This window comes from Polycyclovorans algicola TG408 (genome assembly GCF_000711245.1).
Taxonomy (GTDB): domain Bacteria; phylum Pseudomonadota; class Gammaproteobacteria; order Nevskiales; family Nevskiaceae; genus Polycyclovorans; species Polycyclovorans algicola.
The window spans coordinates 2,809,526-2,829,522 of record NZ_JOMH01000001.1; the positions used below are offsets into that span (position 1 = coordinate 2,809,526).

At 63.7% G+C, this 19,997-nt stretch carries 19 protein-coding genes; 14 read left to right on the forward strand and 5 right to left on the reverse strand.

From position 1 onward, the window contains the following. The first annotated feature begins 45 nt into the window (after nucleotides 1-45). From U741_RS0113470 to U741_RS19030, 9 genes are all read left to right on the forward strand, one after another. On the forward strand, nucleotides 46-2,586 hold the full coding sequence (locus tag U741_RS0113470; protein WP_029890977.1) for a PD-(D/E)XK nuclease family protein: 2,541 nt from the start codon (nucleotides 46-48) through the stop codon (nucleotides 2,584-2,586). Beyond that, nucleotides 2,583-5,960 carry a UvrD-helicase domain-containing protein gene (locus tag U741_RS0113475; protein ID WP_029890978.1) on the forward strand — a complete coding sequence of 1,126 codons (3,378 nt, stop codon included), beginning with the start codon at nucleotides 2,583-2,585 and terminating at the stop codon, nucleotides 5,958-5,960. The genes U741_RS0113470 and U741_RS0113475 overlap by 4 nt, the downstream gene beginning before the upstream one ends. A gap of 303 nt (nucleotides 5,961-6,263) precedes the next feature. Next, nucleotides 6,264-7,088 (forward strand): hypothetical protein, encoded by an 825-nt coding sequence (locus tag U741_RS19300; protein ID WP_152551615.1) that lies wholly within the window; start codon nucleotides 6,264-6,266, stop codon nucleotides 7,086-7,088. Nucleotides 7,089-7,272: 184 nt separating this feature from the next. Beyond that, nucleotides 7,273-7,872, forward strand: a complete 600-nt coding sequence (locus U741_RS0113490; protein WP_029890980.1) for a hypothetical protein — start codon at nucleotides 7,273-7,275, stop codon at nucleotides 7,870-7,872. A 295-nt stretch (nucleotides 7,873-8,167) separates the two neighbouring features. After that, a complete protein-coding gene (locus U741_RS0113495; RefSeq protein WP_029890981.1) occupies nucleotides 8,168-8,446 on the forward strand; it encodes a type II toxin-antitoxin system RelE/ParE family toxin in 279 nt (92 codons plus the stop codon). After that, the gene (locus tag U741_RS0113500) at nucleotides 8,446-8,739 is read left to right on the forward strand and encodes a HigA family addiction module antitoxin (protein ID WP_029890982.1); all 294 of its coding nucleotides are present in this window, start codon (nucleotides 8,446-8,448) and stop codon (nucleotides 8,737-8,739) included. Before U741_RS0113495 ends, U741_RS0113500 begins: the two co-directional genes overlap by 1 nt. 289 nt (nucleotides 8,740-9,028) lie before the next feature. Further along, nucleotides 9,029-9,328: a hypothetical protein gene (locus tag U741_RS19305; protein WP_152551616.1), complete on the forward strand. Its 300-nt coding sequence runs from the start codon at nucleotides 9,029-9,031 to the stop codon at nucleotides 9,326-9,328. A 146-nt stretch (nucleotides 9,329-9,474) separates the two neighbouring features. After that, nucleotides 9,475-9,681 (forward strand): hypothetical protein, encoded by a 207-nt coding sequence (locus U741_RS0113510; protein WP_029890984.1) that lies wholly within the window; start codon nucleotides 9,475-9,477, stop codon nucleotides 9,679-9,681. 32 nt (nucleotides 9,682-9,713) lie between these two features. After that, nucleotides 9,714-9,995, forward strand: a complete 282-nt coding sequence (locus tag U741_RS19030) for a hypothetical protein (protein WP_084154874.1) — start codon at nucleotides 9,714-9,716, stop codon at nucleotides 9,993-9,995. 96 nt (nucleotides 9,996-10,091) lie between these two features. On the opposite strand, the gene U741_RS0113520 is transcribed toward U741_RS19030, so the two are convergent. The 5 genes from U741_RS0113520 to xerD all read right to left on the reverse strand — a co-directional run bounded on the left by U741_RS0113520 (nucleotide 10,092) and on the right by xerD (nucleotide 14,573). Continuing rightward, nucleotides 10,092-11,429 carry a hypothetical protein gene (locus U741_RS0113520; RefSeq protein ID WP_029890985.1) on the reverse strand — a complete coding sequence of 446 codons (1,338 nt, stop codon included), beginning with the start codon at nucleotides 11,427-11,429 and terminating at the stop codon, nucleotides 10,092-10,094. 52 nt (nucleotides 11,430-11,481) lie between these two features. Next, entirely contained in the window at nucleotides 11,482-11,952 is a 471-nt protein-coding gene (gene styC, locus U741_RS0113525) for a styrene-oxide isomerase StyC (RefSeq protein ID WP_029890986.1), read from the reverse strand. 368 nt (nucleotides 11,953-12,320) lie between these two features. Further along, on the reverse strand, nucleotides 12,321-12,743 hold the full coding sequence (locus U741_RS0113530) for a VOC family protein (RefSeq protein ID WP_029890987.1): 423 nt from the start codon (nucleotides 12,741-12,743) through the stop codon (nucleotides 12,321-12,323). Nucleotides 12,744-12,760: 17 nt separating this feature from the next. Further along, complete coding sequence (locus U741_RS0113535; protein WP_052378822.1) at nucleotides 12,761-13,567, reverse strand: DsbC family protein; 807 nt, start codon at nucleotides 13,565-13,567, stop codon at nucleotides 12,761-12,763. A 94-nt stretch (nucleotides 13,568-13,661) separates the two neighbouring features. Then, nucleotides 13,662-14,573, reverse strand: coding sequence for a site-specific tyrosine recombinase XerD (gene xerD / locus U741_RS0113540; RefSeq protein WP_200872732.1), 912 nt, complete (start codon nucleotides 14,571-14,573; stop codon nucleotides 13,662-13,664). A 20-nt stretch (nucleotides 14,574-14,593) separates the two neighbouring features. Here xerD and U741_RS0113545 point away from each other — a divergent pair, with 20 nt between their 5' ends. The 5 genes from U741_RS0113545 to lipB all read left to right on the forward strand — a co-directional run bounded on the left by U741_RS0113545 (nucleotide 14,594) and on the right by lipB (nucleotide 19,995). Next, entirely contained in the window at nucleotides 14,594-15,361 is a 768-nt protein-coding gene (locus U741_RS0113545; RefSeq protein ID WP_029890990.1) for a lysophospholipid acyltransferase family protein, read from the forward strand. A 384-nt stretch (nucleotides 15,362-15,745) separates the two neighbouring features. After that, on the forward strand, nucleotides 15,746-17,062 hold the full coding sequence (locus U741_RS0113550; protein ID WP_029890991.1) for a D-arabinono-1,4-lactone oxidase: 1,317 nt from the start codon (nucleotides 15,746-15,748) through the stop codon (nucleotides 17,060-17,062). After that, nucleotides 17,059-18,147: a cell division protein ZapE gene (zapE, locus tag U741_RS0113555; protein WP_152551617.1), complete on the forward strand. Its 1,089-nt coding sequence runs from the start codon at nucleotides 17,059-17,061 to the stop codon at nucleotides 18,145-18,147. Before U741_RS0113550 ends, zapE begins: the two co-directional genes overlap by 4 nt. 23 nt (nucleotides 18,148-18,170) lie before the next feature. Next, complete coding sequence (locus tag U741_RS0113560) at nucleotides 18,171-19,307, forward strand: D-alanyl-D-alanine carboxypeptidase family protein (RefSeq protein WP_043110625.1); 1,137 nt, start codon at nucleotides 18,171-18,173, stop codon at nucleotides 19,305-19,307. 91 nt (nucleotides 19,308-19,398) lie between these two features. Continuing rightward, on the forward strand, nucleotides 19,399-19,995 hold the full coding sequence (lipB, locus tag U741_RS0113565; RefSeq protein ID WP_235200678.1) for a lipoyl(octanoyl) transferase LipB: 597 nt from the start codon (nucleotides 19,399-19,401) through the stop codon (nucleotides 19,993-19,995). Nucleotides 19,996-19,997: the final 2 nt, after the last annotated feature.

The window sequence follows — 19,997 nt, forward strand, 5'->3', positions numbered from 1 at the left end:
AACCCCTCGCCGCGAGGGGTTTCGCGTTTTGGCCCCCACCCCGCCATGACCGTGCTGCTGCCTAATGATCTCGCTGCCCGCGAAGCGGGTTTCGATTACGCCATGACGCAGCGGGCGGCGGGCGCTCAGGTCTGGACGCCACCGGGCTTCATCGGCTTCACCCGCCACATTGAGCAGCGCTGGGCCGCCGGCTGGCCGGCCGAAGGGCTGATCAACGACGTGCAGCGTCTGGCGCTGTGGCAAATGGTGCTGACCGAAGACGCCCAAACCCCGCCGCTGCTCGCCCCGCAGGCCACTGCCCGGTTGGCGATGACCGCCGACGATCTGCAACACCACTACCGCCTTCGCACCGGTGCGCCGCTGTACACGCTGGAGCAGCGTCTTTTCCAGCGCTGGCAGGCCGAAGTGCAGACCCGCATGACGGCCCTCAAGGTGCTGCCCGCCAGCCACCTGCCCGACCAACTGCTGGCCCAGCCACCGCCAACCACGCCGCCCGCCGTCCAGCATCCACAAGGCTGGGGGCCGCTGCTGCCCAGCCATCAGGCGCTGTGGGCGCACTGGGGCTTGCCCGCGGCCGACACCGCCGCCCGACCGCTTCCGACCGTCCAGGTGTGTCCCGACCGGCACAGCCAGTTCCGCGCCATTGCCGAGCGCGTGTTGCAAATGCTCAACGACCAGCCCGATGCCCGCGTGCTGCTGGTCGTGGACGACCTCGACAGCCACCGCGCCGGCCTCGACGCCGCCCTCACCGAAGTGCTGGCCCCGTGGCGTCACCAACCCGGTTTGAGTGATCGCCTGCCATGGCGCTGGGCCAGCGCCGGCCGTCTACGCGACACCGCTTTGGCGACCGGCTGGCTGTCACTGGCGTCGCTGAGCCTGCGTCCGCAACGCAGTCATGACTGGCAAACGATTCTGCTCAACCCGGCGTTGCTCGGCGGCGATGCGGCGCTGGCCGCCGCCAAACTCGACGCCCGCATCCTCGACGCCGGCTGGACCCAACTGGCCGCGCAAGAGCTGCTGACCCTCTCGCCGCCATCGCTGCATCAGCGGCTGGCGGCGCTCATTGCGGTGCTGGAACAGGCACCGCGCCGCGCATTGCCGAGTGACTGGCAAGCGCACTTGCTGGCCCGGCTGCGCGCCATCCGGCCGCTGGGCGCCACCCAGGCCGACAGCCATCTGTTTCAGTTGGAGCGCCGCTTGTTCGAGGCCAGCGAGCGGCTGGGTCAGCTCGACCGGCTGCTCGGCCCGATCTCGGCATCGGCCGCCCAACAATGGCTGGGTGAGGTGCTCAACAGCCCGTTCCAACCGCGTGTGGAGCACGCCCAGCCCATCCTCATCGGCACGGCCGCCCAGCTACTCGGCATCCCGTCCGACCGACTGATCTTCGCCAATGTCGAGACCACGGCGCGCAGCGCCGGGCCGCATCCGCTGCTGCCGTTCGCGGAACAGCGTGACGGCGGTGTGCCCGACGCCGACCCGCTGCTGGCCGCCGCCAATGCGCGCGCCGTGCGCCAGGCCCTCATGGCGCTGGCGCAGCACTGCGAAGCCTTCATGCCCGCGGTGGACAGCCTGGGCCAACCGCTGACGCCACCGGCCGGCTGTGATCTTGAACCGCACGCGGCCCCACCCCGGCGCAGCCGCGCCCTGCCCGACCCGGCATTGCCCGAAGACGACCCGGTGCCGGTGCTGCGACCCGCCGAAGAGGTCGCCGCCAGTGCCGGCACCTTCGAACGCTTCTTCGTTGCCCCGCTGCTCACCGTGGTGGTGGACCGGCTCAGCAGCAAACCACTGCCGCGCCGCACGCGCGGCGTGCCGCCCGGCGTGCAGGGCCGCCTCAGCCACGACGCGCTGATGCACTTCTGGAAAACCCACAAAACCTCAGCCGCACTGCACTCCTTGGCGCCCAACAGCTTCGAGGCCGCCATCGGCGAGGCCGTGGATGCCGCCATCGCCAGCGGCCTGCACGCCCGCCATTTCGGCGCCGCGTGGGTAGCGCTGGAGCGGCGCCGCCTCATCTCGCAACTGGCCGAATGGCTGGGCCACGAGCGCCGCCGCAGCGAGCCGTTCACCGTCATCGCCTGTGAAAAGTCACTGCGCACGGAGTGGGACACCCTGCCCATCCATTTACGGCTGGACCGCGCCGACAGCGTCACCACCGCCGACGGCCCGCAGGTGCTGCTGATCGACTACAAAACCGGCGCCGACGCCAACCCCAGCGGCTGGAAGGGCGATCACCTCAAGGCGCCGCAGTTGCCGCTGTATGCCGTGCTGGCGCGGCAACTGCCCGACTTTCAACCGCTGGGCGGCATCGCCTTTGCGCACCTGAAGGCCGGGCACCCGGCGCTGTCGGCGCGCACCGCGTGGGCGCAATACCTGATTCCACCCACCAAAAAAACCAACACGCGCACCCAAAGCCTCACTTGGCCCGAGCAACTGGCGGCGTGGGAATACACCCTGCGCGATGCCGCCACCGCCATCCAGGAAGGCTGCGCGGGCGTTGACCCTGCACGCCTGACGCAAAACCACGCGCCCTACCGCGACCTGGTTGATCCCGATGTGAACGACGACGGCGAGAGCGACGAATGAACCCGCCCGACCACGCCGCGCGTGCCGAAGCCCTGCGGCTGGACCGCCACGTGGTGGCCATTGCCCCTGCCGGTTCGGGCAAAACCGGCCTGCTGGTGCAACGCTTTTTAGCCGCGCTGGCCACCTGCGACCGCCCCGAGCAGGTGGTGGCCATCACCTTCACCACCAAGGCCGCGGCCGAAATTCGCGACCGCGTGCTGGCCGCGCTCACCGACACCGCCCGACCGCCGGAGGACGACGCCTACGCCCTGCAGCAATTCACGCTGGCCGAGGCGGTGCGTGCTCGTGATGCGGCGCTGGGCTGGTCGCTGGCGGCCACGCCGTCGCGGCTGCGTGCGCAAACCATCGACGGCCTCAACGCCGCCATTGCCGCCGAGCTGCCGTTGCTGTCGGGGCTGGGCGGGCGGCTCACCGTCAGCGACGACCCGCGCGGGCTGATCGAAGCCGCCGTGGACGCCGTATTCGACGCCGCCCTACGCCCGGACGCCGACGCCCAACTGTTCGAAGCCGCCAGCGGCCTGCTGGCCTCGGTGGACAACCGCCTCGACAGCCTCACCCAGTCGCTGGTGGACCTGATGGAGCGCCGCGACCAGTGGAACCGCGACCTGCTGGGCGCAGCCGACGACGAAGCCCCGCTGGCGCTGCTGGTGGACCTGCAACGCGAGGCACAACAAGCGCTCACCGACGCGCTGGGTCGCGACAGCGCCACCCTGATTGAAGCGCTGCGCCTGGCCGCACCCCACTACCCCGACTTTGCCTGGGCGCTGGACCTGACCTGCTGGCCAGCGGTCGACCCCGAGCAGGACACGCTCTATCGCCAACTGGCTGGCAGCCTGGTCACCAAAACCGACAAAACCCTGCGCAAGCCCAAAGGCATCCGTGCCGATACCGGCTTCAAAGCCGGCACGTCGCAGCATCAGTTAATGAAGGGGCTGATGACCGACCGCGAAGGCGACGTCGAACTAGAAGCGGCCGCCGCGCAACTGCTCACCCTGCCGCCGCCACGCCTCAGCCCGGCGCTGGCGGTGCTGCGCGGCCAGTTGCGCGTGGTGTTGCGCCACCTGTTGGCCCACCACCGGCTGGTGATGAGCGGGCGCGGCGAAACCGACTTTGTTGAAGTGGCGCTGGCCGCCAATGAAGCGCTGCGGCCCGAAGGCGCCTTTGGCGAGGCGCTGTTGAAACGCGATGCGCAAATTCGCCACCTGCTGGTTGATGAAATGCAAGACACCTCGGCCAGCCAGGTGACGCTGCTGCAACAACTCACCGAAGGCTGGCAACCCGGCGATGGCCGCTCGCTGTTTTTGGTGGGCGATCCGCAGCAGTCGATCTATGCCTTCCGCAAGGCCGACGTGCGCGTCTTCACCCAGCTCATCAGCGACGGTCAGCTCGGCGCGCTGCCGCTGGAGGTTGTGGCGCTGCACGCCAACTTCCGCTCCGACCCGGCCGTGGTCCAGTGGGTGAACGACGCGCTGGCACCGTGCTTTCCCGACGTGCCCGATCTTGACGGCGGCGAAGTGCCCTTCAGCCACGGCGTCGCGCAAAAGGCCGCGCAGGGCGGCGGCGTGACCCTGTTCGGCTTTGCCGACGAGGCCGCCGAGGCGGTGCACAGCGCCAACCTGATCGAAACCGCACTGGCCCGCAGCGAGACCGTGGCGGTGCTGGCCCGCGCCCGCCGCCACCTCACGCCGCTGATTGCCGAACTGCGCCAGCGGCAGATTCCCTTCAGCGGCGTGGAGATTGACCCGCTGGCCAGCCGCCCCGCCGTGCGCGATCTGCTGGCCTGCCTGCGCGCCCGCTGGCATGCCGCCGATGACCTGGCGTGGCTGATCTGGCTGCGCGCGCCGTGGGTGGGGCTGTGCTGGGCGGACCTGATTGCCCTCAGCACCGGCCGCCGCAAACTGCCGTGGCTCTCCCGCCTGCGCGACGCCGACCGCACCAGCCTCAGCGCGGACGGCGGCCGTCGCGTCAGCCGTCTGCTCAAGGCGCTGGACAGCCTCGACGCCGACCCGCGACTGCGCGCCGATCTGCCCGCCTCCGTGCGCGCCCTGTGGCAACGGCTGGGCGGCGACGCGGGCTTGAGCCCGCAAGACCGGCTGGATGTGGACCGTGCCTTTGAACTGATTACCCAACACGCCGACGCCGGCGAGCTGGACCTGTCCGCCCTGCAGCGCGCCGTCGAACGGCTTTATGCCGAGCCAGGCCAACAGCGCCTGCAGCTGATGACCCTGCATCGCGCCAAGGGGCTGGAGTTCGACGAAGTGCTGCTGGTGGGCTGCGGCAAGGCCACGCGCGGCGACCGCAAGCCGCTGCTCACCCGCCTGGACCTGCCGGGGCAGGCGCCGCTGCTCATCCCCAAACCGCCGTCGTCACTGGATGCGGACGACGACTGGTGCCGCCTGTTCGACTTCAGCACCGGCCGCGACAAAGCCATCAAACAGGCCGAAGGCTTGCGCCTGCTCTACGTCGCCACCACCCGCGCCAAGCAGCACCTGCACCTGCTGGCCACCGGCAAACTCAAGGAAGACGACGCCGACGCGCCGCTGGTCTTCGAGGCCAACAGCTTCGCGCAACGCTTGGGCATCGAATTTCCGCTGCGCGCCGTGCCCGAGGCCGTCGAGCCCGCTCCCACCGACCGCAGCCGTGCGCCCCTGTCCCCGCGCCTGCCGCTGAGCGCCGACACCGTGCTTGATGCCGACAGCACCTGGGGCCTGGCCGTGCCCGTGGAGCGGCGCAGCCTGCGCCCGTCCGAACGGGTGCTGACACCCGACGACGACGCCCTGGCCGCCGACGGCGACCGGGTGGCGCAATGGCGCGGGCGGCTATTCCACCAGGCCATGGAAGCGATCTCGATCGAAGGCATTGCACAGTGGCAGGCAACCCCGGCGCGGCGTCTGGCCTCCATGCAGGCCGCCCTGCACCGCGCCGGCTTGCGGGCAGACCAGATCGACACCCTCAGCAACGAGGTGATGACCGCCGTCACCCGCACCCTCGCCAGCCCCACCGGCCAGGCCATTCTCGCCCCATGGCCGTGGGCCGCCTCGGAATACCCCGTGGCGGCCTACATCGACGGCGAATGGACCAGCGCCATCATCGACCGCTGCTTCGAAACCCACGACGGCACGCTGTGGATCATCGACTACAAACTCGCCGCCCCCGGCGATGACGCCCGCCAACCCACCGCCGTGATAAAAGCAGCCGCAGAAAAATACCGCGCGCAAATTGACCGATACGGCCAGCTAATGGCCGCCTTGCGGCCCAACAAGCCGGTGCAGACCGCCCTTTATCTGGTGGCATTGGACGTGTTGGTGGGGCGCGACGGGCAAGCCCTGTCACTCACCCCACCAACAGCCCACCAAAACGCCGAGCGCCCATGAAACGACGGCGCCCCACGAACCCCAACGCGACGTGACATTAGTCACGCAATGGGGCATGGTCCAACCCACCAGCAGCCCCATCGCCTTGGCAGCCGAACGACACCAATGACCGAAAAGCTGCGAGCCGCCGACAACCAGAATGATCGGCCGATTTTTAGGCAGCCTAAAGCGTTGACTGAGTGCGATATCCATCGTGATTGTGAGCGCTCGGTGTTGTGCGTCAGCGATTTAAGCGGAAGCTTGACCGAAATGGTCGTTCGTCGACTTCAAAGTTAGCTGTCTATTTTCGGAGCACTAATACCTATGAAAAACTTTCTCCTCCTTACATTGATGCTTTCAATTGGTCTAAGTATTGCCGCTTGCTCGGACGGGGGCGGTAATTCCGATCAGTCTCCTACACAAGCGCCAGTCAACCCAACCTCCATCATGTCGGAAGATGTTCGCCTAAATGCCGAGGTTACACGAGCTGATAATGATCGGCTTCTGGTTTCTGGAGAAACGAACCTTCCTGACCAAACAAGTCTACTCGTTACCTTATCCAATGAGGCTGTTGGATATTCCGCACAAGACAAAGCGACCGTAACTGACGGTCGCTTTTCAGTCGGCCCATTTAGCCGACAGTCCAGAGGACTTGAAGCTGGGTACTACACGGCCGAAATTATCATGCCTATACCGCGAGTCCAGCCTACCGACGTTCAATCTGTGGTCGGCGATATAGGGCAACACTTGACTGGGGATCTCGTCCAAGACTCGTCAGTGGGTGGGAAGGTAGTCAAGCATTCGGTTTCTTACATGCTGGGGTCTGAGGAATCTATTCAACAGGCTAAATCCGACCATGCGAGCCTGGTGTCTGAGGTCAAAAAAGAGATTGAGCATCTCCTTATGGCTGGTCGTGGGATGGAGCAGTATCGAGACACAGATGATCTTGCGGCTCTGAACGTTTGTGGCGAGGAAATGAGGGTCAACCAAGAGCGGGCAAAAAAGGTTCGGAACAGGGCGGACACACTCCCGATGAGCCAGATTTCTTTGAAAGTAGCATCAGTGGATGTTCATTCCTGTGTGTCTTGTTCAGGAACGGCCCTGGAGGCTTGTGATCGAGTTAAAGACGCCCTCGATGGAGAGCCGTAAAGCTAACAATTCGTTGAGGGAAATAACTGGAATAACTGGGGAATAACTGGGGACAGACCACGATTGGAATAACTGGGGAATAACTGGGGACAGACCACGATTTATTGGAGTTTTCGTGATTAATCGTGGTCTGTCCCCTATTTTCTAATTCAAAGTTAGGCAACCTATTTGAGGGGAGGGAGAAATGGACGCAGTTGTTGCAAGCGGTTTGATCGGGGCTCTGGGCAGCATCGTTGGAGCACTTTCGGGTGCCGCACTTGGCTACAAATTAGCGAATCGAAGCGCTGAAGTTTCTGTGCTCGCAAACTTTCGCTTCACCGTCTATTACCTTAAAGGACAATTTTGCGCCTATCTACCTGTGACGATAGCGAACGACGGGGCCAAAGGCAGCGTAATCAACGAAATTCAGTTAAAGCTCAAAGCCAGCAACGGACAGGAATGGTTGTTGTCTTGGCAGTATTTTGCTGCGGAGAATCCTATGGCGAAATACGCTTGGGTAGATCTAGAGCGGGCAACGCCAATTCTCGTCCATGGAAATTCCGGGTTTCAACATACGTTGAAGTTTTTTGCTGTTGGTGATGATCCGGAAGGACTTTCAAACGTCGCGTTAGTGCAGGGCAAGTATCAACTGATAATTGAATACCGGGAAAACGGCTCAGCCCAGTCGGTGACACGTTCATATTCCTTCACAGTTGATGCAAAAATCAGTGAGGTGTTGGAGACCAGACGGCGCGACCCTGAAGACAATACAACGGTCATCTTCGGGATCAAGGAAGATGCGTAGGTGCCGCCGGTTGCCTAACAAATGGTTGCACCGGACATTTGAAATTACGGTGACACCTTACTATTTACCTAATTACTGACTCGGCGCTTGAGCAGAAACTATTCGCGAAAATAGGAAAATAGCGGACAGACCACGATTTATTGGAGTTTTCGTGATTAATCGTGGTCTGCCCCCCATTTCCCACTCAACCTCGCTCCCTACGGTCGCTGGACGCTGCGCCAAACAGCGGCGCAGCGCCGGTTAGCTCTACGTTAGGCCCCTTGTTGCGTGGTGCGCAACGTGATACGGTGGCGCCATGATCAAGTCGTTCCGGCACAAAGGCCTGCGAAAGCTCTTTGAGACCGGCAGCACCTCAGGCGTCCAAGCCAGCCACATCAAGCGGCTCCGGATGCAACTAGCGGCCTTGGACACTGCGCAGGCTGTCGAGGACATGGACATCCCCGGCGTCAGGCTGCATCCGCTCAAAGGGCAAATGCGGGGGCGCTGGTCTATAACGGTCAACGGCAATTGGCGACTAACGTTCCAGTTCCAAGATGGGAACGCCTACGTTTTGGACTATGAGGACTATCACTGATGGCTATGTACAACCCCCCACATCCTGGTGAGTTCATCACCGACATCTACCTTGAGCCCTATGGGATCAGCGGCCGCGAGCTCGCGGAAAAACTGGATGTTGCGGCTTCCACGCTCAGTCGCATACTCAAGGGCACCAGCCGGGTCACTCCGGAGATGGCCCTCCGTCTTTCCAAGGCTGTTGGTCGCTCTCCTGAGAGTTGGCTCGCCATGCAAGATGCCCATGATTTGTGGGTTGCCCGGCAGCACATCGATCTGAAGCGTGTTGGCAAGCTTAAGCTGGCCGCAGCCTAACAATTCATTCAAGCCGACGCCGCTTCGCGGCGCGGCTTAATTCAGGCGTTAGGCCGCAGAAATGCTACTCCCACGTGACTCCGCGCTTCGCTTCATCGAAGGCTACAAAGCCATCCTCCTCCGCGTACTGGACGAAGCGGGACTTGCTAGATCGGACTCAATCACAGGCGACCTCGCGGCGGCGCGGACGCACGCGAAAGACAAGCGCGACTTGGTTGAGCAAGCCATCGCGGACCTCGAGGTACAGGGGCGACCAGTTGAGGCATCTGTAGTGTCGGCGGTCAGAACCATGAAGGTTGACAACTGGGTCTACCTTCGCCACACAAGGACCTTCGCCGTGTTCTTGGACAAGGAGATTCAGAACGCCTACGAGGTCAAGGCGCTCACTACGCCGCTCAATCAGCTTGTAGACGAGCCGCCGTTCGTGTTTGAGGCCGGACTGTTCGAGTACGAAGGCGCGTTCGTATGTGACGGCTTGGCGCTGAATCCTGTGGCACTTGGGCCGGGCTATAGAGCACAGTTCAAGGCTGCGTACTCGGCAATTCGCAAAGCAGGCCGCCTGCATGTGCGGGCTGCGCAATTACGGTGACACTTTACTATTTACACAGTTACAAATTGCGATAGCCGTAAATCGACCCTGGCCCCTTTTCTCTGATAGCCGTAAATCGACCCTGGCCCCTTTTCTCCGGAGCTCAGGCGATTGGCATATGAAAAGCGGTTCGCTACCATGAGCGCATGTACTTCGAGATCGTCGGTGACGTCACGCATCCTGAAACCTTTGCGCGTGGCAACGGAATAAGAGAGTTACCCCGTTTGCGCAAGGCCTACGGTCTCGGCAACTGGCGCAAACGAAAGGGGTTGGCCCGAGTGCGCCTCTCGGATGGCTCGCTCCGCGACGCCGAGATTCATTGGTATGAGGCCACGGGCATCGGAAAATTCTAATTCAAGATCAAGCGCTACACGGATCAACAACCATGACTAAACATACCTTTGCAGTCTGCGTGGACAACCGCGGCTACGAAGTGTCGCTAGAGCTACGCAAGCTCTATGAAGTTCTCGCGGATGCTGACGCGGAGAAGCATTCGCAGTTGCGCGTGGTTGATGAGTCTGGAGAAGACTACCTTTATCCGGCCAGCGCCTTCGACCCAATAGTTCTTCCATCGAAAGTCGCCGAGCGTGTGTTTCACGCACATGCCCAACGAGGCGCTCCAGCCGACGTTCCCGCCTCCGCTTCGCTACGGCAGAAACGCGGCTGAGCTACGGCGTCAGGCATCACAAGGTCTGATAAAGGGTTACCAAGGCGCAGACAAGAACAAGCGCCCTGTTCATTCCGACCGGCCGCTGGCAGAAACTTACGCCTGCCCCAACATCCGCTTGACTGACGCTTCTGCCAGCGGCAATCGCTTTTTCAGCCGTAGCGCGCCAAGCAGGTAATCCAACAAGGTTTCTTCGTGCAGAAGATTCAGGCGACTCCGGCGCAGCCAGATGAGCATGTGCTTGTTGGCGCTGAACAGGTTACGAAAGCTGGCGACAAGGCAGGTGGGGTGGTCTTGGTTGCGTTCGGGATGCGGCACGACCTCGCACATGGCGTTTCGCGCCGCGTCATCCAGTTTCAGCGTTTCCATGTGCGCGATGATGGCGGCGCTGAAGGTTTGCTGGCACATGAAGATCGATTGCAAGGTGATGGTGCCGGGCTCGAAGATCGGTTGCGGCGGTCGGCGTTGCAGGCCGTTGGCGGTGCAGTCGATGTGCAGGGTTTCGCTGTCGGTGGGAATGGTGCCGCCGTCGAGTTCAATCTGGCTCGCGGTGATGCGCTTGATCCGCCCCATGCGCATCACGTTTTTGATGCGCTGCAATTCACTGACTTCTCGCTGCGAAATGGTGGCGCAGCGCCATTTGGTCGGCATCACATTGGCATCAAGACGACAGACGCTGCCAAGCCGTTCGAGCTGCAGAAAAATGTCATCCACCTGCTTGGCCGCAATGACGCTTTCCAGGTGCTTTTCAAACTCGACGAGCACGACGCCCGGCTGCACCGTTTGGCGCGCCCAAAGCCAGGAGTCGTTCGGCGCAATCCACTGAATCTGTTCTGGCGAGACCCCGCTGTCGAGTAGAAACACGATGGCATCGGTACCGGTTTTGCCCGCGCCGCAAACCACGTAGCGCTTCCAGGGCTTGGACAGACGCGGCAACGCGTTGGGCGGCACCAGGGTCTGCGACGCATCAACCGCAAACTTTGGGGGCACGGTGGCCGGCACTTCAACATTCATGAAGGTGCCGTCAACGATGCGCCGACGCGCCGTGATGGTGGTGACATGGTCCGGCGCCGCAACCGGCGCCACGCGTCCGTCGCCCAGGTAGTTGCACATGCTCAGGAACTGCACGCGGCCACTTTCGACCATGCGCTTCATGAGCAGAAAGTAATAGGCGTTGATCTCGGGCCAGGAGGCGAGATCTTCCCCGCCCTGCCCGAGCGTGGTTGAATTGACGCCGTAGAAAGCGGCTGGCTGGTGCAACGCCACGTATGGATACGCATCGACCCAGTGCCCGCCGGGCTTGGCGCGCCGATCGACGATGATCATTTTTGCGTCGGGCTGCTCATCAAAAACCGTGTCGGCAAAGGCCATGCCCATGGCGCCCGCGCCGATGATCAGGTAATCGGTTTCCAATGTTTGACTGTCAGTTGCCATGGCCGCTGCTTCCTTGCTTATTGTGGGAAATGCACAACAGGGCGACCTGGATTCAGCGGTCTGAGAACGCCTCGCGCACAACAATCGCCATGGCGATCATGGCCACCACGGCGAAGACCAGCGCCGGGCCAAAGCCGAGAATGCCGGCAATGTTGGTCTCGCCGAGTCGATTGTCACCAAAGGTCAGGGCGCGGCTAGGCGCAAACAGGGCGCCCCAATAAAACAGGGTGTTGGCGTAGCCGGTGCCGACCAGCATCCAGTAGAGCTGCGTGGCGGCTTTGCTGGACAGCGACATGGCGTGCGTGAGCAGCGCCACTGAAATGACGAACAGGCCGTTCATGATGCCGCCGGCGTGGGCGCGCGCCCAGGCACGGGTGTCGCCAATTACTTCGAATTCCAGAATGTAGCCGGGGAACAGCTCGAAGCCGCCGATCAGGCTCATGACCAAGCCAAAGCCGGCGGCCAATCCAATAAAGATGACGATGGCGCCGTGGCCGATCATTTTTTTCTGTTGCGTTTGCATTCCCCACCCCCGCGTTTTTTATTTTTTTGCCGCTTGGCTCGCATGTCGCAAGGACAAGCGATGACGCCTCCCGCAGGTGTTATACGCCCGCTGCTTGTGCGAAGGACCCCCAACAACGGGTAGGCAGCCGAAACGCAACCCTGAAGTTGCCAGGATTCCGGGCACACCTGGAGCGTTCTTGATTCAAGCGCATGTATTGCCTGATACCAAAACCGTCATTCCGGCGAGCCGGAGCATGTCTCCGGCCGGAATCCAGTGCCAGCAAGGGCTTGGGCCGTATCAAAACTGGATACCGGCCTTCGCCGGTATGACGACAAATGGCTGCTTCTGAACAAAAATGCGCTAGCCACTTGGACTTTGTTGCCGCCTCAATCGTCAGTTGCCCACGCCGGATTCCACACCACTTCCCACAGGTGCTGGTCAGGGTCTTGAAAGTACCCGGCATAACCTCCCCAGAAGGTGTCGTGCGCGGGCTTGACGAGGGTGGCGCCCGCCTGAGCGGCTTGGGCCATGACGGCGTCCACTTCGTCCTTGCTGGCCACGTTGTGGCCCAGGGTCATGTTGGTGGCGCTAGGCGGCCCCAGCGGCAGGCCGCTGTCGTGGGCGATGCTGGCGCGCGGCCACAGGGCGAGGCGCAAGCCGGGTTGCAGGTCGATGAACACCACCGCGCCGTGTGCAAACTCGGTGCCGACGATGCCGTTGGTCGCGAAGCCCAGACCGTCGCGGTAGAAGGCCAGCGCCCGGGTCAGGTCATCGACCCCCAGGGTGATGACCGTGACGGCGGCGCGCATGTCGGGTCGCGGGTCGGTCAGCCGCCGGCTTCGCTGGCGGCAGCAAACTGCGCGGCCATGGCGGCGGCGGGCACGTAGCCGTTGATCACTTCGCCGTCGGGCAGCACGATCATCGGCGTGCCGCGCAGGCCCAGCTCCTGGCCCAACTGGTAATCGGTGAGCACCGGGTTGGCGCAACTGCTGTCGCCGTCCATCGCGGCGCCTTCCTTGGCTGCGGTGAGCGCCTGCTGCCGGTCGTCGCTGCACCACACGGCTTCGGCCTTGCGGAACGACTCGGTGCCCGGACCCGAGCGCGGGTAAAACACGTAGCGAATGCCGATACCTTCAGCCTGGTAGTCGGCCAATTCGGCGTGCATCTTGCGGCAGTAGCCACAGTCGATGTCGGTGAAGACGGTGATGATGTGCTCGGGGTTTTCCGGCAGAAATTCGATGCTGCCGTCGAGACGTTCCAGCGCCGCAACGCGAACCGCCTTGCGGCTGGCTTCGGTGATCTGATGGCCGTTGCGCAGGTCGATCATGTCGCCGATGACGAGGTGGTGACCGTTTTCGGGCATGTAGGCAAAGTTGCTGCCCCAACGCACCTGCAACATGCCGTCGGCTGCAGCCGGGCCGATGGCGTCAGGCGGTGCGCCTACCGCTTCGGTGAGCGTTTGGGCCAGCGCCTGATGCTCTTCGGCGATGCCTTCGGCCAGCGGTGCCGCCGTGGGCTCGGCGGGCGTCTCGGTCGGCGTGGCGGGCGCGGCGGGTTCGGTCGGGGAATCCTGGCAGGCGGACAGCAGGGCCATCAGGGCAATGGCAGGGATCAGGCGTGCGGCAAGCGGCATGGTGGGGGTCTTTGTCGATGACTTTAGAGGCGGCGAGTATGGCAAAGCTGCTGAAGGCGCGACGGGCGTGGCGGTTTAGACACTTACGGCCAACTCAGGCGCGCGGATGATGTCGCGCATGCAACTGCTGCAGCCGCGCTTGGGCGACGTGGGTGTAAATCTGCGTGGTCGACAGGTCGGCGTGGCCGAGCAGGCTCTGCAGGCTGCGCAGATCGGCACCGTGATTGAGCAGGTGCGTGGCGAACGCGTGGCGCAGCATGTGCGGTGACAGCGTGCTGCCAATGCCGGCGGTCACCGCATGCTGTTTGATGCGCAGCCAGGCGTTCTGCCGGGTCATGGCCTGACCGCGCTGCGAGCAGAACACCACGTCGACTGATGCCTTGGCCACCCATAGCGGCCTGGCCTGCCGCAGGTAACGGGTCACCCACTCGCTGGCCCATTCGCCCATCGGCACCAGGCGCTCCTTGCCGCCCTTGCCCAGCACTTGCACCAGACCGCGCTGCAAGTCGAGGCGCGGCAAGCTGAGCTCGATGAGCTCGGTCACGCGCAAACCCGAGGCGTACATCAGTTCGAACATGGCGCGGTCGCGCAAGCCCATCGGCGTGTCGGTGTCGGGCGCATCGAGCAGACGCTCAATCTCATGCTCTTCCAGGCTGCGCGGCAGTCGCCTTCCGAGCCGCGGCGCCTTGAGCGAGACGGTCGGGTCGAGCGCGCTCGGCGCTTCCCGCAGCCGCCACTGATAAAACTGTCGCAGCGCCGAAACCCTACGCGCCTGGGTGCGGGCGACGGTCTGGCGGGCGCCGGTCGCGATCCACTGCTGCACGTCAGCCTCGGTGGCATCGGCCAGCGTTGCCTCGCGGACTGCGAGGCTGCGGGCAAACTGAAGCAGGTCGCTGCGATAGCTGGCCCGGGTGTTGGGCCGCGCGCCGCGCTCCAGCCAGAGCGCGTCGAGAAAGTCGTCGATCAGACGACGAGACGCCATCAGCGAGTCGGGTTCGGGCAGCATGATCTGGATATCATAATTCGATGACGGCACCTGCCCCCCACCGATTTCGCACTGCCGTTGACGCGCTTTACTGCCTGATCGCGACCCCCGTGTTCTGCATGGTGATGTTCGGTTTTTTCTGCCCGCTGATTCTGGTCGCGCCAACGCTGGCGCTGCGGCGCGCCATCGGCCGCTCAGCGGTGCACATCTGTCTAGCGCTGATTGGCCAACACCTGCGCCGCGAGGCCATGGACTGGCTGCCCGACACGCCGGCGATGGTCGTCGCCAACCATGCCAGTTACATGGATGGGCTGATTCTCACCGCCGTGCTGCCTGCCCGCTTCACCTTCGTCGTGCAGGACGGTGCGGCGCGCTGGCCCTTCGTGGGGTGGGTGTTGCGTCGAACGGGGGTGTCGTTCATCAACCGCGGATCGGTTCGCGAAGGTGCCCAGCAAACCCGACTGTTGATGAAGCGCCTGAAGGCCGGTGAGTCGCTGGCGATCTTCGCCGAGGGCACGTTCGATGATGCCCGCCCCGGCCTGTTGCCGTTCAAGACCGGCGCGTTTCTGCTGGCCGCACGGGCTGGCGTGCCGGTGGTGCCGGTGGCGATACGCAACAGCCGCGAGATGCTTGGCGGCGGCTGGAAAGGCTTCCGCTGGCGACCGGTGACGGTGCGGGTGGGCCCGCCGGTGCTGCCCGGCGGCGCTGACCGCGTGGCAGTCGAGTCGGTCAAACAGCAAGTACGCAATTGGGTCGCTGACCATTGCGGCGAAGCGGATCGCCAGAACACGCTCGCCGAAGCCGCCTGAGCCCGGCATCAGCCCTGGGGCCTGTTAGCAATTGCCGTATCGCTGTGTTGCCGTCTGTTTTTTCGCCAGGCAAGACGCGACTGAGGAAATCTGGTTATTCCAAATGACGAAGGCGCAACGCCGCATGGCGGAAAAACAGACAGCAACCCAAAGGGGCCGGCCGGTTCTGGCCCTGGACTTCGTTGGTCGTCGCTTGTTTGGAATGACCAAACCGCACTTCTCCCGCCTCGCCCAAGGCCAGAACCGACTCGGCCGCAGCGATGCGCCAATTGTTAACAGGCCCTAAATGATGCAGCGCACCAATATGCCGTTTGCGCGTATCCTTTCGCCCCGTCCGACGCGCCACAAGGGGCGTCGGGCACGGCCAAATTCCGCGGGAGTTTCATGCAACGCACCTTGCTGCCTAAACCCTGGCGAAACTGGGCTGGCAATGTCCGCTGCCAGCCTTCGCACTGCGCCTTTCCGGCGACGCTGGAAGAGGTGCAGTCAGAGCTGATGCGCTGCACCGAAGAGGCCGAGCGCCTGCGTGTTGTCGGCCGTGGCCACGCCCATACGCCGCTGGCCGCCAGCGATGAAAATCACATGTCGCTGGCCCATTTCACTGGTATCGAAACGGTGGACAAGCCGCGCAAGCGGGTCTGGGTGCGGGCCGGTACCCGCATGGGGCGGCTGGGTCAGGCGTTGGCGCAACGCGGGCTGGCGCTGGACCTGCACGGCGACTACGACCGGCAGACCCTGGGCGGTGCCTTTGCCGGCGGCCTGATCAACAGTGCCAATGGCCTGTCGAGCCTGGCCTCGCTGGTGACCGGTTTCCGCGTGGTGTTGCCCAACGGCGCTGCGCACACCGTCACCAAGGCCGACGGCGACAACTTTGATGCCGGACGCCTGTCGCTGGGGGTGCTCGGCGTGATGACCCACGTCGAGCTGCAATGCCGCACGCCCTACCGGCTGGAAACCCGGCGTGAGAACGCCAGCTTTGCCTCGGTAATGAACCGCCTTGAGCGTCTGCGCCGCGCGCATCGCCATTTGACGCTCTACTGGCAACCCAATGCCGATGATGTGCTGCTGCTGAGTCGTGACCTGACGCGCGCGCCGATCACCCGGCTGCCCGGGCGGCGGCGGGCGCAGGACTTTATCGCCAATAACCTGGTGGGCGTCGGCTGGGACCGCGCCGCGCAATGGTTCCCCGGGTTGACGCCGCTGGCTCACCGGGTCAACCGCCTGGTCGGACGAGACCGGCCTTGGGTCACCGAGTCTCACGAGGCCTTTGGCCGCATTCGCTGGGTGCGCCATGTCGAATCCGAGTACGCCATCCCGGTCAGTGCGGCGCCGGACGCGCTGCGGCAAATCGACCATTTGATTCGCGCATTGGATTTCGCGACGCCGCTGCCCATCACCATTCGCTTTGCCTCGGCCGACACCGCCTGGTTGTCGCCGGCTTACCAGCAGGAGGTGGCGCTGATTGGCCTGCGTGCGCCGCCCGGCTCGGACTACACCGATTATTTCGCGGCCCTATGGGAAGTGCTCGACCGCCACGGCGGACGGCCGCACTGGGCCAAGCTGCACGACAAGACGGCCCACGAGCTGCGCCAGCTCTACCCGCGCTTCGATGAGTTCGTGGCGCTACGCAACAAGGTGGATCCGCGCGGCGTGTTGCTCAATCGTTACACGGCCGACCTGCTGGGAACCCGCTACGAATGATGTTGGGTGATTCACCGCTGACACGGTATCAACGCGATCTGGCGCGCCCTGACTTCGTGACCGACGCTGCCCAGCGCCGCGCGGTGGATGCGTTCGAATCGCTGTTCGTAACCTTGGTCAGCACCCCGCCCGGCCGCGACTGGCGCGGTCGACGTCGTAACTGGACCCCGGTCGAGGGACTGTATCTATGGGGCGGCGTCGGGCGCGGCAAGACCTACCTGATGGACCTGTTTTACGAAGCGCTGCCGTTCTCGCAGAAGCGGCGCACGCACTTTCACCGTTTCATGCTCGACATCCATCGCCGGCGGCGTGATTACACCGACACGGTAGACCCGCTGCTGCCGATTGCCCGCGACATTGCGTCCGAGGTGCGGGTGCTGTGTTTCGATGAATTTTTCGTCTCCGACATCGGCGACGCGATGATTCTCGGCCGCCTGCTCGATGCCCTTTTTACCCACGGTGTGTGTCTGGTGGCGACCAGCAACCTGACCCCCGACCAGCTCTACCGCGACGGGCTGCAGCGCGAACGATTCCTGCCGGCCATCGATCAGCTCAAGGCCCACGTCCACGTGCTGAATGTCGATGGCGGTACCGACTACCGGTTGCGCTCGCTGACGCAGATGGCGCTGTATCACCAGCCTGATGATGCGCAAGCTGAAGCCCGACTCTGTGAAACGTTCAAGACGCTGGCACCGGGTTCGACCGAGAGCGAGACGACCATCACCCTTAACGATCGGACGCTGCCCGCCCAGCAACGGGCCGAGGGGGTGATCTGGTTCACCTTCAAGGCGCTGTGCGAAGGCCCGCGCAGCGTCGCCGACTACATTGAGCTGGCGCAGACGCATCACACCGTGCTGATTTCGCACGTTCCAGCGCTCGGACTTGACGGCGACGACCCGGCGCGGCGCTTCGTGCACCTCGTCGATGCGTTCTATGATCGCGGCGTCAAACTGGTGATCAGCGCCGCAGCGCCCATCACCGCGCTGTACCAAGGGCAAAAACTGCACTTCGAGTTCGAACGCACCTGTTCGCGCCTGCTGGAGATGCAGTCCGAAGACTATCTGGCACGTCCCCACCTGCCGTGACATCGATGAAAGGAATGAGCTTGATGAGGTTGAACGTCGTTTTAGGCTGGGTTGCCCTGCTGATGGCCGCCCCGACCGCTGCCCAGGTCACCACGCCGGCTCCGCCGACCATCCCCGCCACCAGCTATGTGCTGATGGATCACCAGACCGGTGACATTCTGGCGTCGCGTGAACCTGACCTCAGGCTGCCGCCGGCGAGCATCACCAAAGTGATGACGCTGTACATCGCCTTCGATGAGATCACCAAGGGCCACACCTCGCTGGACGATGAAGTGCTGATCAGCGAGAAGGCGTGGCGCGCGCAAGGTTCGCGCTCGTTCATTGAGGTCGGCAACCGGGTTCGGCTGGAAGACCTGCTGCACGGCATCATCGTGCAGTCGGGCAATGACGCCAGCATTGCCGTGGCCGAGCACATCGCCGGCGATGAGAGCGTGTTTGCGCAGTTGATGAACAAGCATGCGGCGCGCATCGGCATGGTCAACACCCATTTCACCAATTCCAGCGGCCTGCCGGACGACGCCATGCTGACCTCTGTCCGCGACATTGCGCTGATGTCCCAGGCGCTGATTCGCGACTTCCCCGATTTCTATGCGTGGTTCAAGGAGCGGGAGTTCGTGTTCAACGACATCCGCCAGCCCAACCGCAACCGGCTGCTGTTTGAAGATGCATCGGTCGACGGCATCAAGACCGGCCACACCGAGGCGGCAGGGTATTGCCTGGCGGCCAGTGCGATCCGCGACGGGCGCCGGCTGATCAGCGTGGTGATGGGCACCAACAGCACCAACGCACGGACCCAGGCGTCTCGCGCGCTGCTGGAGTACGGCTTCCGCTTCTTTGACACCGCGCAGCTGCTGGGTCCGGCCAAACCGGTGACCCAGGCGCGGGTCTATGGCGGCGCGGCCGACGAGGTGTCTGCTGGCACGCTGGAACCGCTCGCCATCACGCTGGGCCGCGATGGCGCTGAGCGCGTTGAAACCACGTTCACCTTAAAGTCCCCGCTGAAGGCGCCGCTGAGCGTCGGCCAGGAGATTGGCGAGGTCACTGTCAGCCTCGACGGCGAAGTCCTGCGCACGACCTCGTTGGTCGCCCTGGTCGATGTCGAACGCGGCTCGCTCTGGAAGCGCTTCATCGACTGGATTCGCCTGCTGATCGCCGGTTGACGACGTGGCGTCAGCAGCAGCCTGCTCGGTGATTCCGCCGGTGACGGTTCGCGATCTGGGTCAGATCGATTATCTGCATTGCTACCACGCGATGCAGCAGTGGACCGATGCGCGCGAGGCCGACACACCGGATGAGCTGTGGCTGGTCGAGCACCCCCCGGTGTTCACCCAGGGGCTCGCCGGAAAAGCGGCGCACGTGCTGGACGCCGGCGACATTCCGCTGGTGCAGTCTGATCGCGGCGGCCAGGTGACCTATCACGGCCCAGGACAACGGGTGGTGTACGTCTTGGTTGACCTGCAACGACGGGGTTTGGGCGTGCGCGCGCTGGTAACCGGCATCGAGCAGGCGCTGGTCCGGCTGCTCGCGGGCTACGGCATCGAAGCGCACGCGCGGCCCAAAGCGCCGGGGGTCTATGTGGGCGAGGCAAAAATCGCCTCACTGGGCTTGCGGGTCCGGCGCTTTCGCAGCTACCACGGGCTGTCCCTGAACATCGACATGGACCTGACACCGTTTGCGCGGATCAACCCCTGTGGTCTGATCGGCCAGCCGATGACGCAGTTGATCGCCTGGGTGCCGGACATCGACCGCACGCACCTGGACGCCCGGCTGCTGACCCTGCTCACTGAAGAATTGCGATTACCGTACGCACCGCCAGTGCCCGTTCAGTTTGGACTGCCTAAGCTATGACG

Coding starts and splice junctions, on each gene's coding strand:
- U741_RS0113470 (WP_029890977.1), top strand. CDS start 46: ATGACCGTGCTGCTGCCTAATGATCTCGCTGCCCGCGAAGCGGGTTTC.
- U741_RS0113475 (WP_029890978.1), top strand. CDS start 2,583: ATGAACCCGCCCGACCACGCCGCGCGTGCCGAAGCCCTGCGGCTGGAC.
- U741_RS19300 (WP_152551615.1), top strand. CDS start 6,264: ATGAAAAACTTTCTCCTCCTTACATTGATGCTTTCAATTGGTCTAAGT.
- U741_RS0113490 (WP_029890980.1), top strand. CDS start 7,273: ATGGACGCAGTTGTTGCAAGCGGTTTGATCGGGGCTCTGGGCAGCATC.
- U741_RS0113495 (WP_029890981.1), top strand. CDS start 8,168: ATGATCAAGTCGTTCCGGCACAAAGGCCTGCGAAAGCTCTTTGAGACC.
- U741_RS0113500 (WP_029890982.1), top strand. CDS start 8,446: ATGGCTATGTACAACCCCCCACATCCTGGTGAGTTCATCACCGACATC.
- U741_RS19305 (WP_152551616.1), top strand. CDS start 9,029: ATGAAGGTTGACAACTGGGTCTACCTTCGCCACACAAGGACCTTCGCC.
- U741_RS0113510 (WP_029890984.1), top strand. CDS start 9,475: ATGTACTTCGAGATCGTCGGTGACGTCACGCATCCTGAAACCTTTGCG.
- U741_RS19030 (WP_084154874.1), top strand. CDS start 9,714: ATGACTAAACATACCTTTGCAGTCTGCGTGGACAACCGCGGCTACGAA.
- U741_RS0113520 (WP_029890985.1), bottom strand. CDS start 11,429: ATGGCAACTGACAGTCAAACATTGGAAACCGATTACCTGATCATCGGC.
- styC (WP_029890986.1), bottom strand. CDS start 11,952: ATGCAAACGCAACAGAAAAAAATGATCGGCCACGGCGCCATCGTCATC.
- U741_RS0113530 (WP_029890987.1), bottom strand. CDS start 12,743: ATGCGCGCCGCCGTCACGGTCATCACCCTGGGGGTCGATGACCTGACC.
- U741_RS0113535 (WP_052378822.1), bottom strand. CDS start 13,567: ATGCCGCTTGCCGCACGCCTGATCCCTGCCATTGCCCTGATGGCCCTG.
- xerD (WP_200872732.1), bottom strand. CDS start 14,573: ATGCTGCCCGAACCCGACTCGCTGATGGCGTCTCGTCGTCTGATCGAC.
- U741_RS0113545 (WP_029890990.1), top strand. CDS start 14,594: ATGACGGCACCTGCCCCCCACCGATTTCGCACTGCCGTTGACGCGCTT.
- U741_RS0113550 (WP_029890991.1), top strand. CDS start 15,746: ATGCAACGCACCTTGCTGCCTAAACCCTGGCGAAACTGGGCTGGCAAT.
- zapE (WP_152551617.1), top strand. CDS start 17,059: ATGATGTTGGGTGATTCACCGCTGACACGGTATCAACGCGATCTGGCG.
- U741_RS0113560 (WP_043110625.1), top strand. CDS start 18,171: ATGAGGTTGAACGTCGTTTTAGGCTGGGTTGCCCTGCTGATGGCCGCC.
- lipB (WP_235200678.1), top strand. CDS start 19,399: ATGCAGCAGTGGACCGATGCGCGCGAGGCCGACACACCGGATGAGCTG.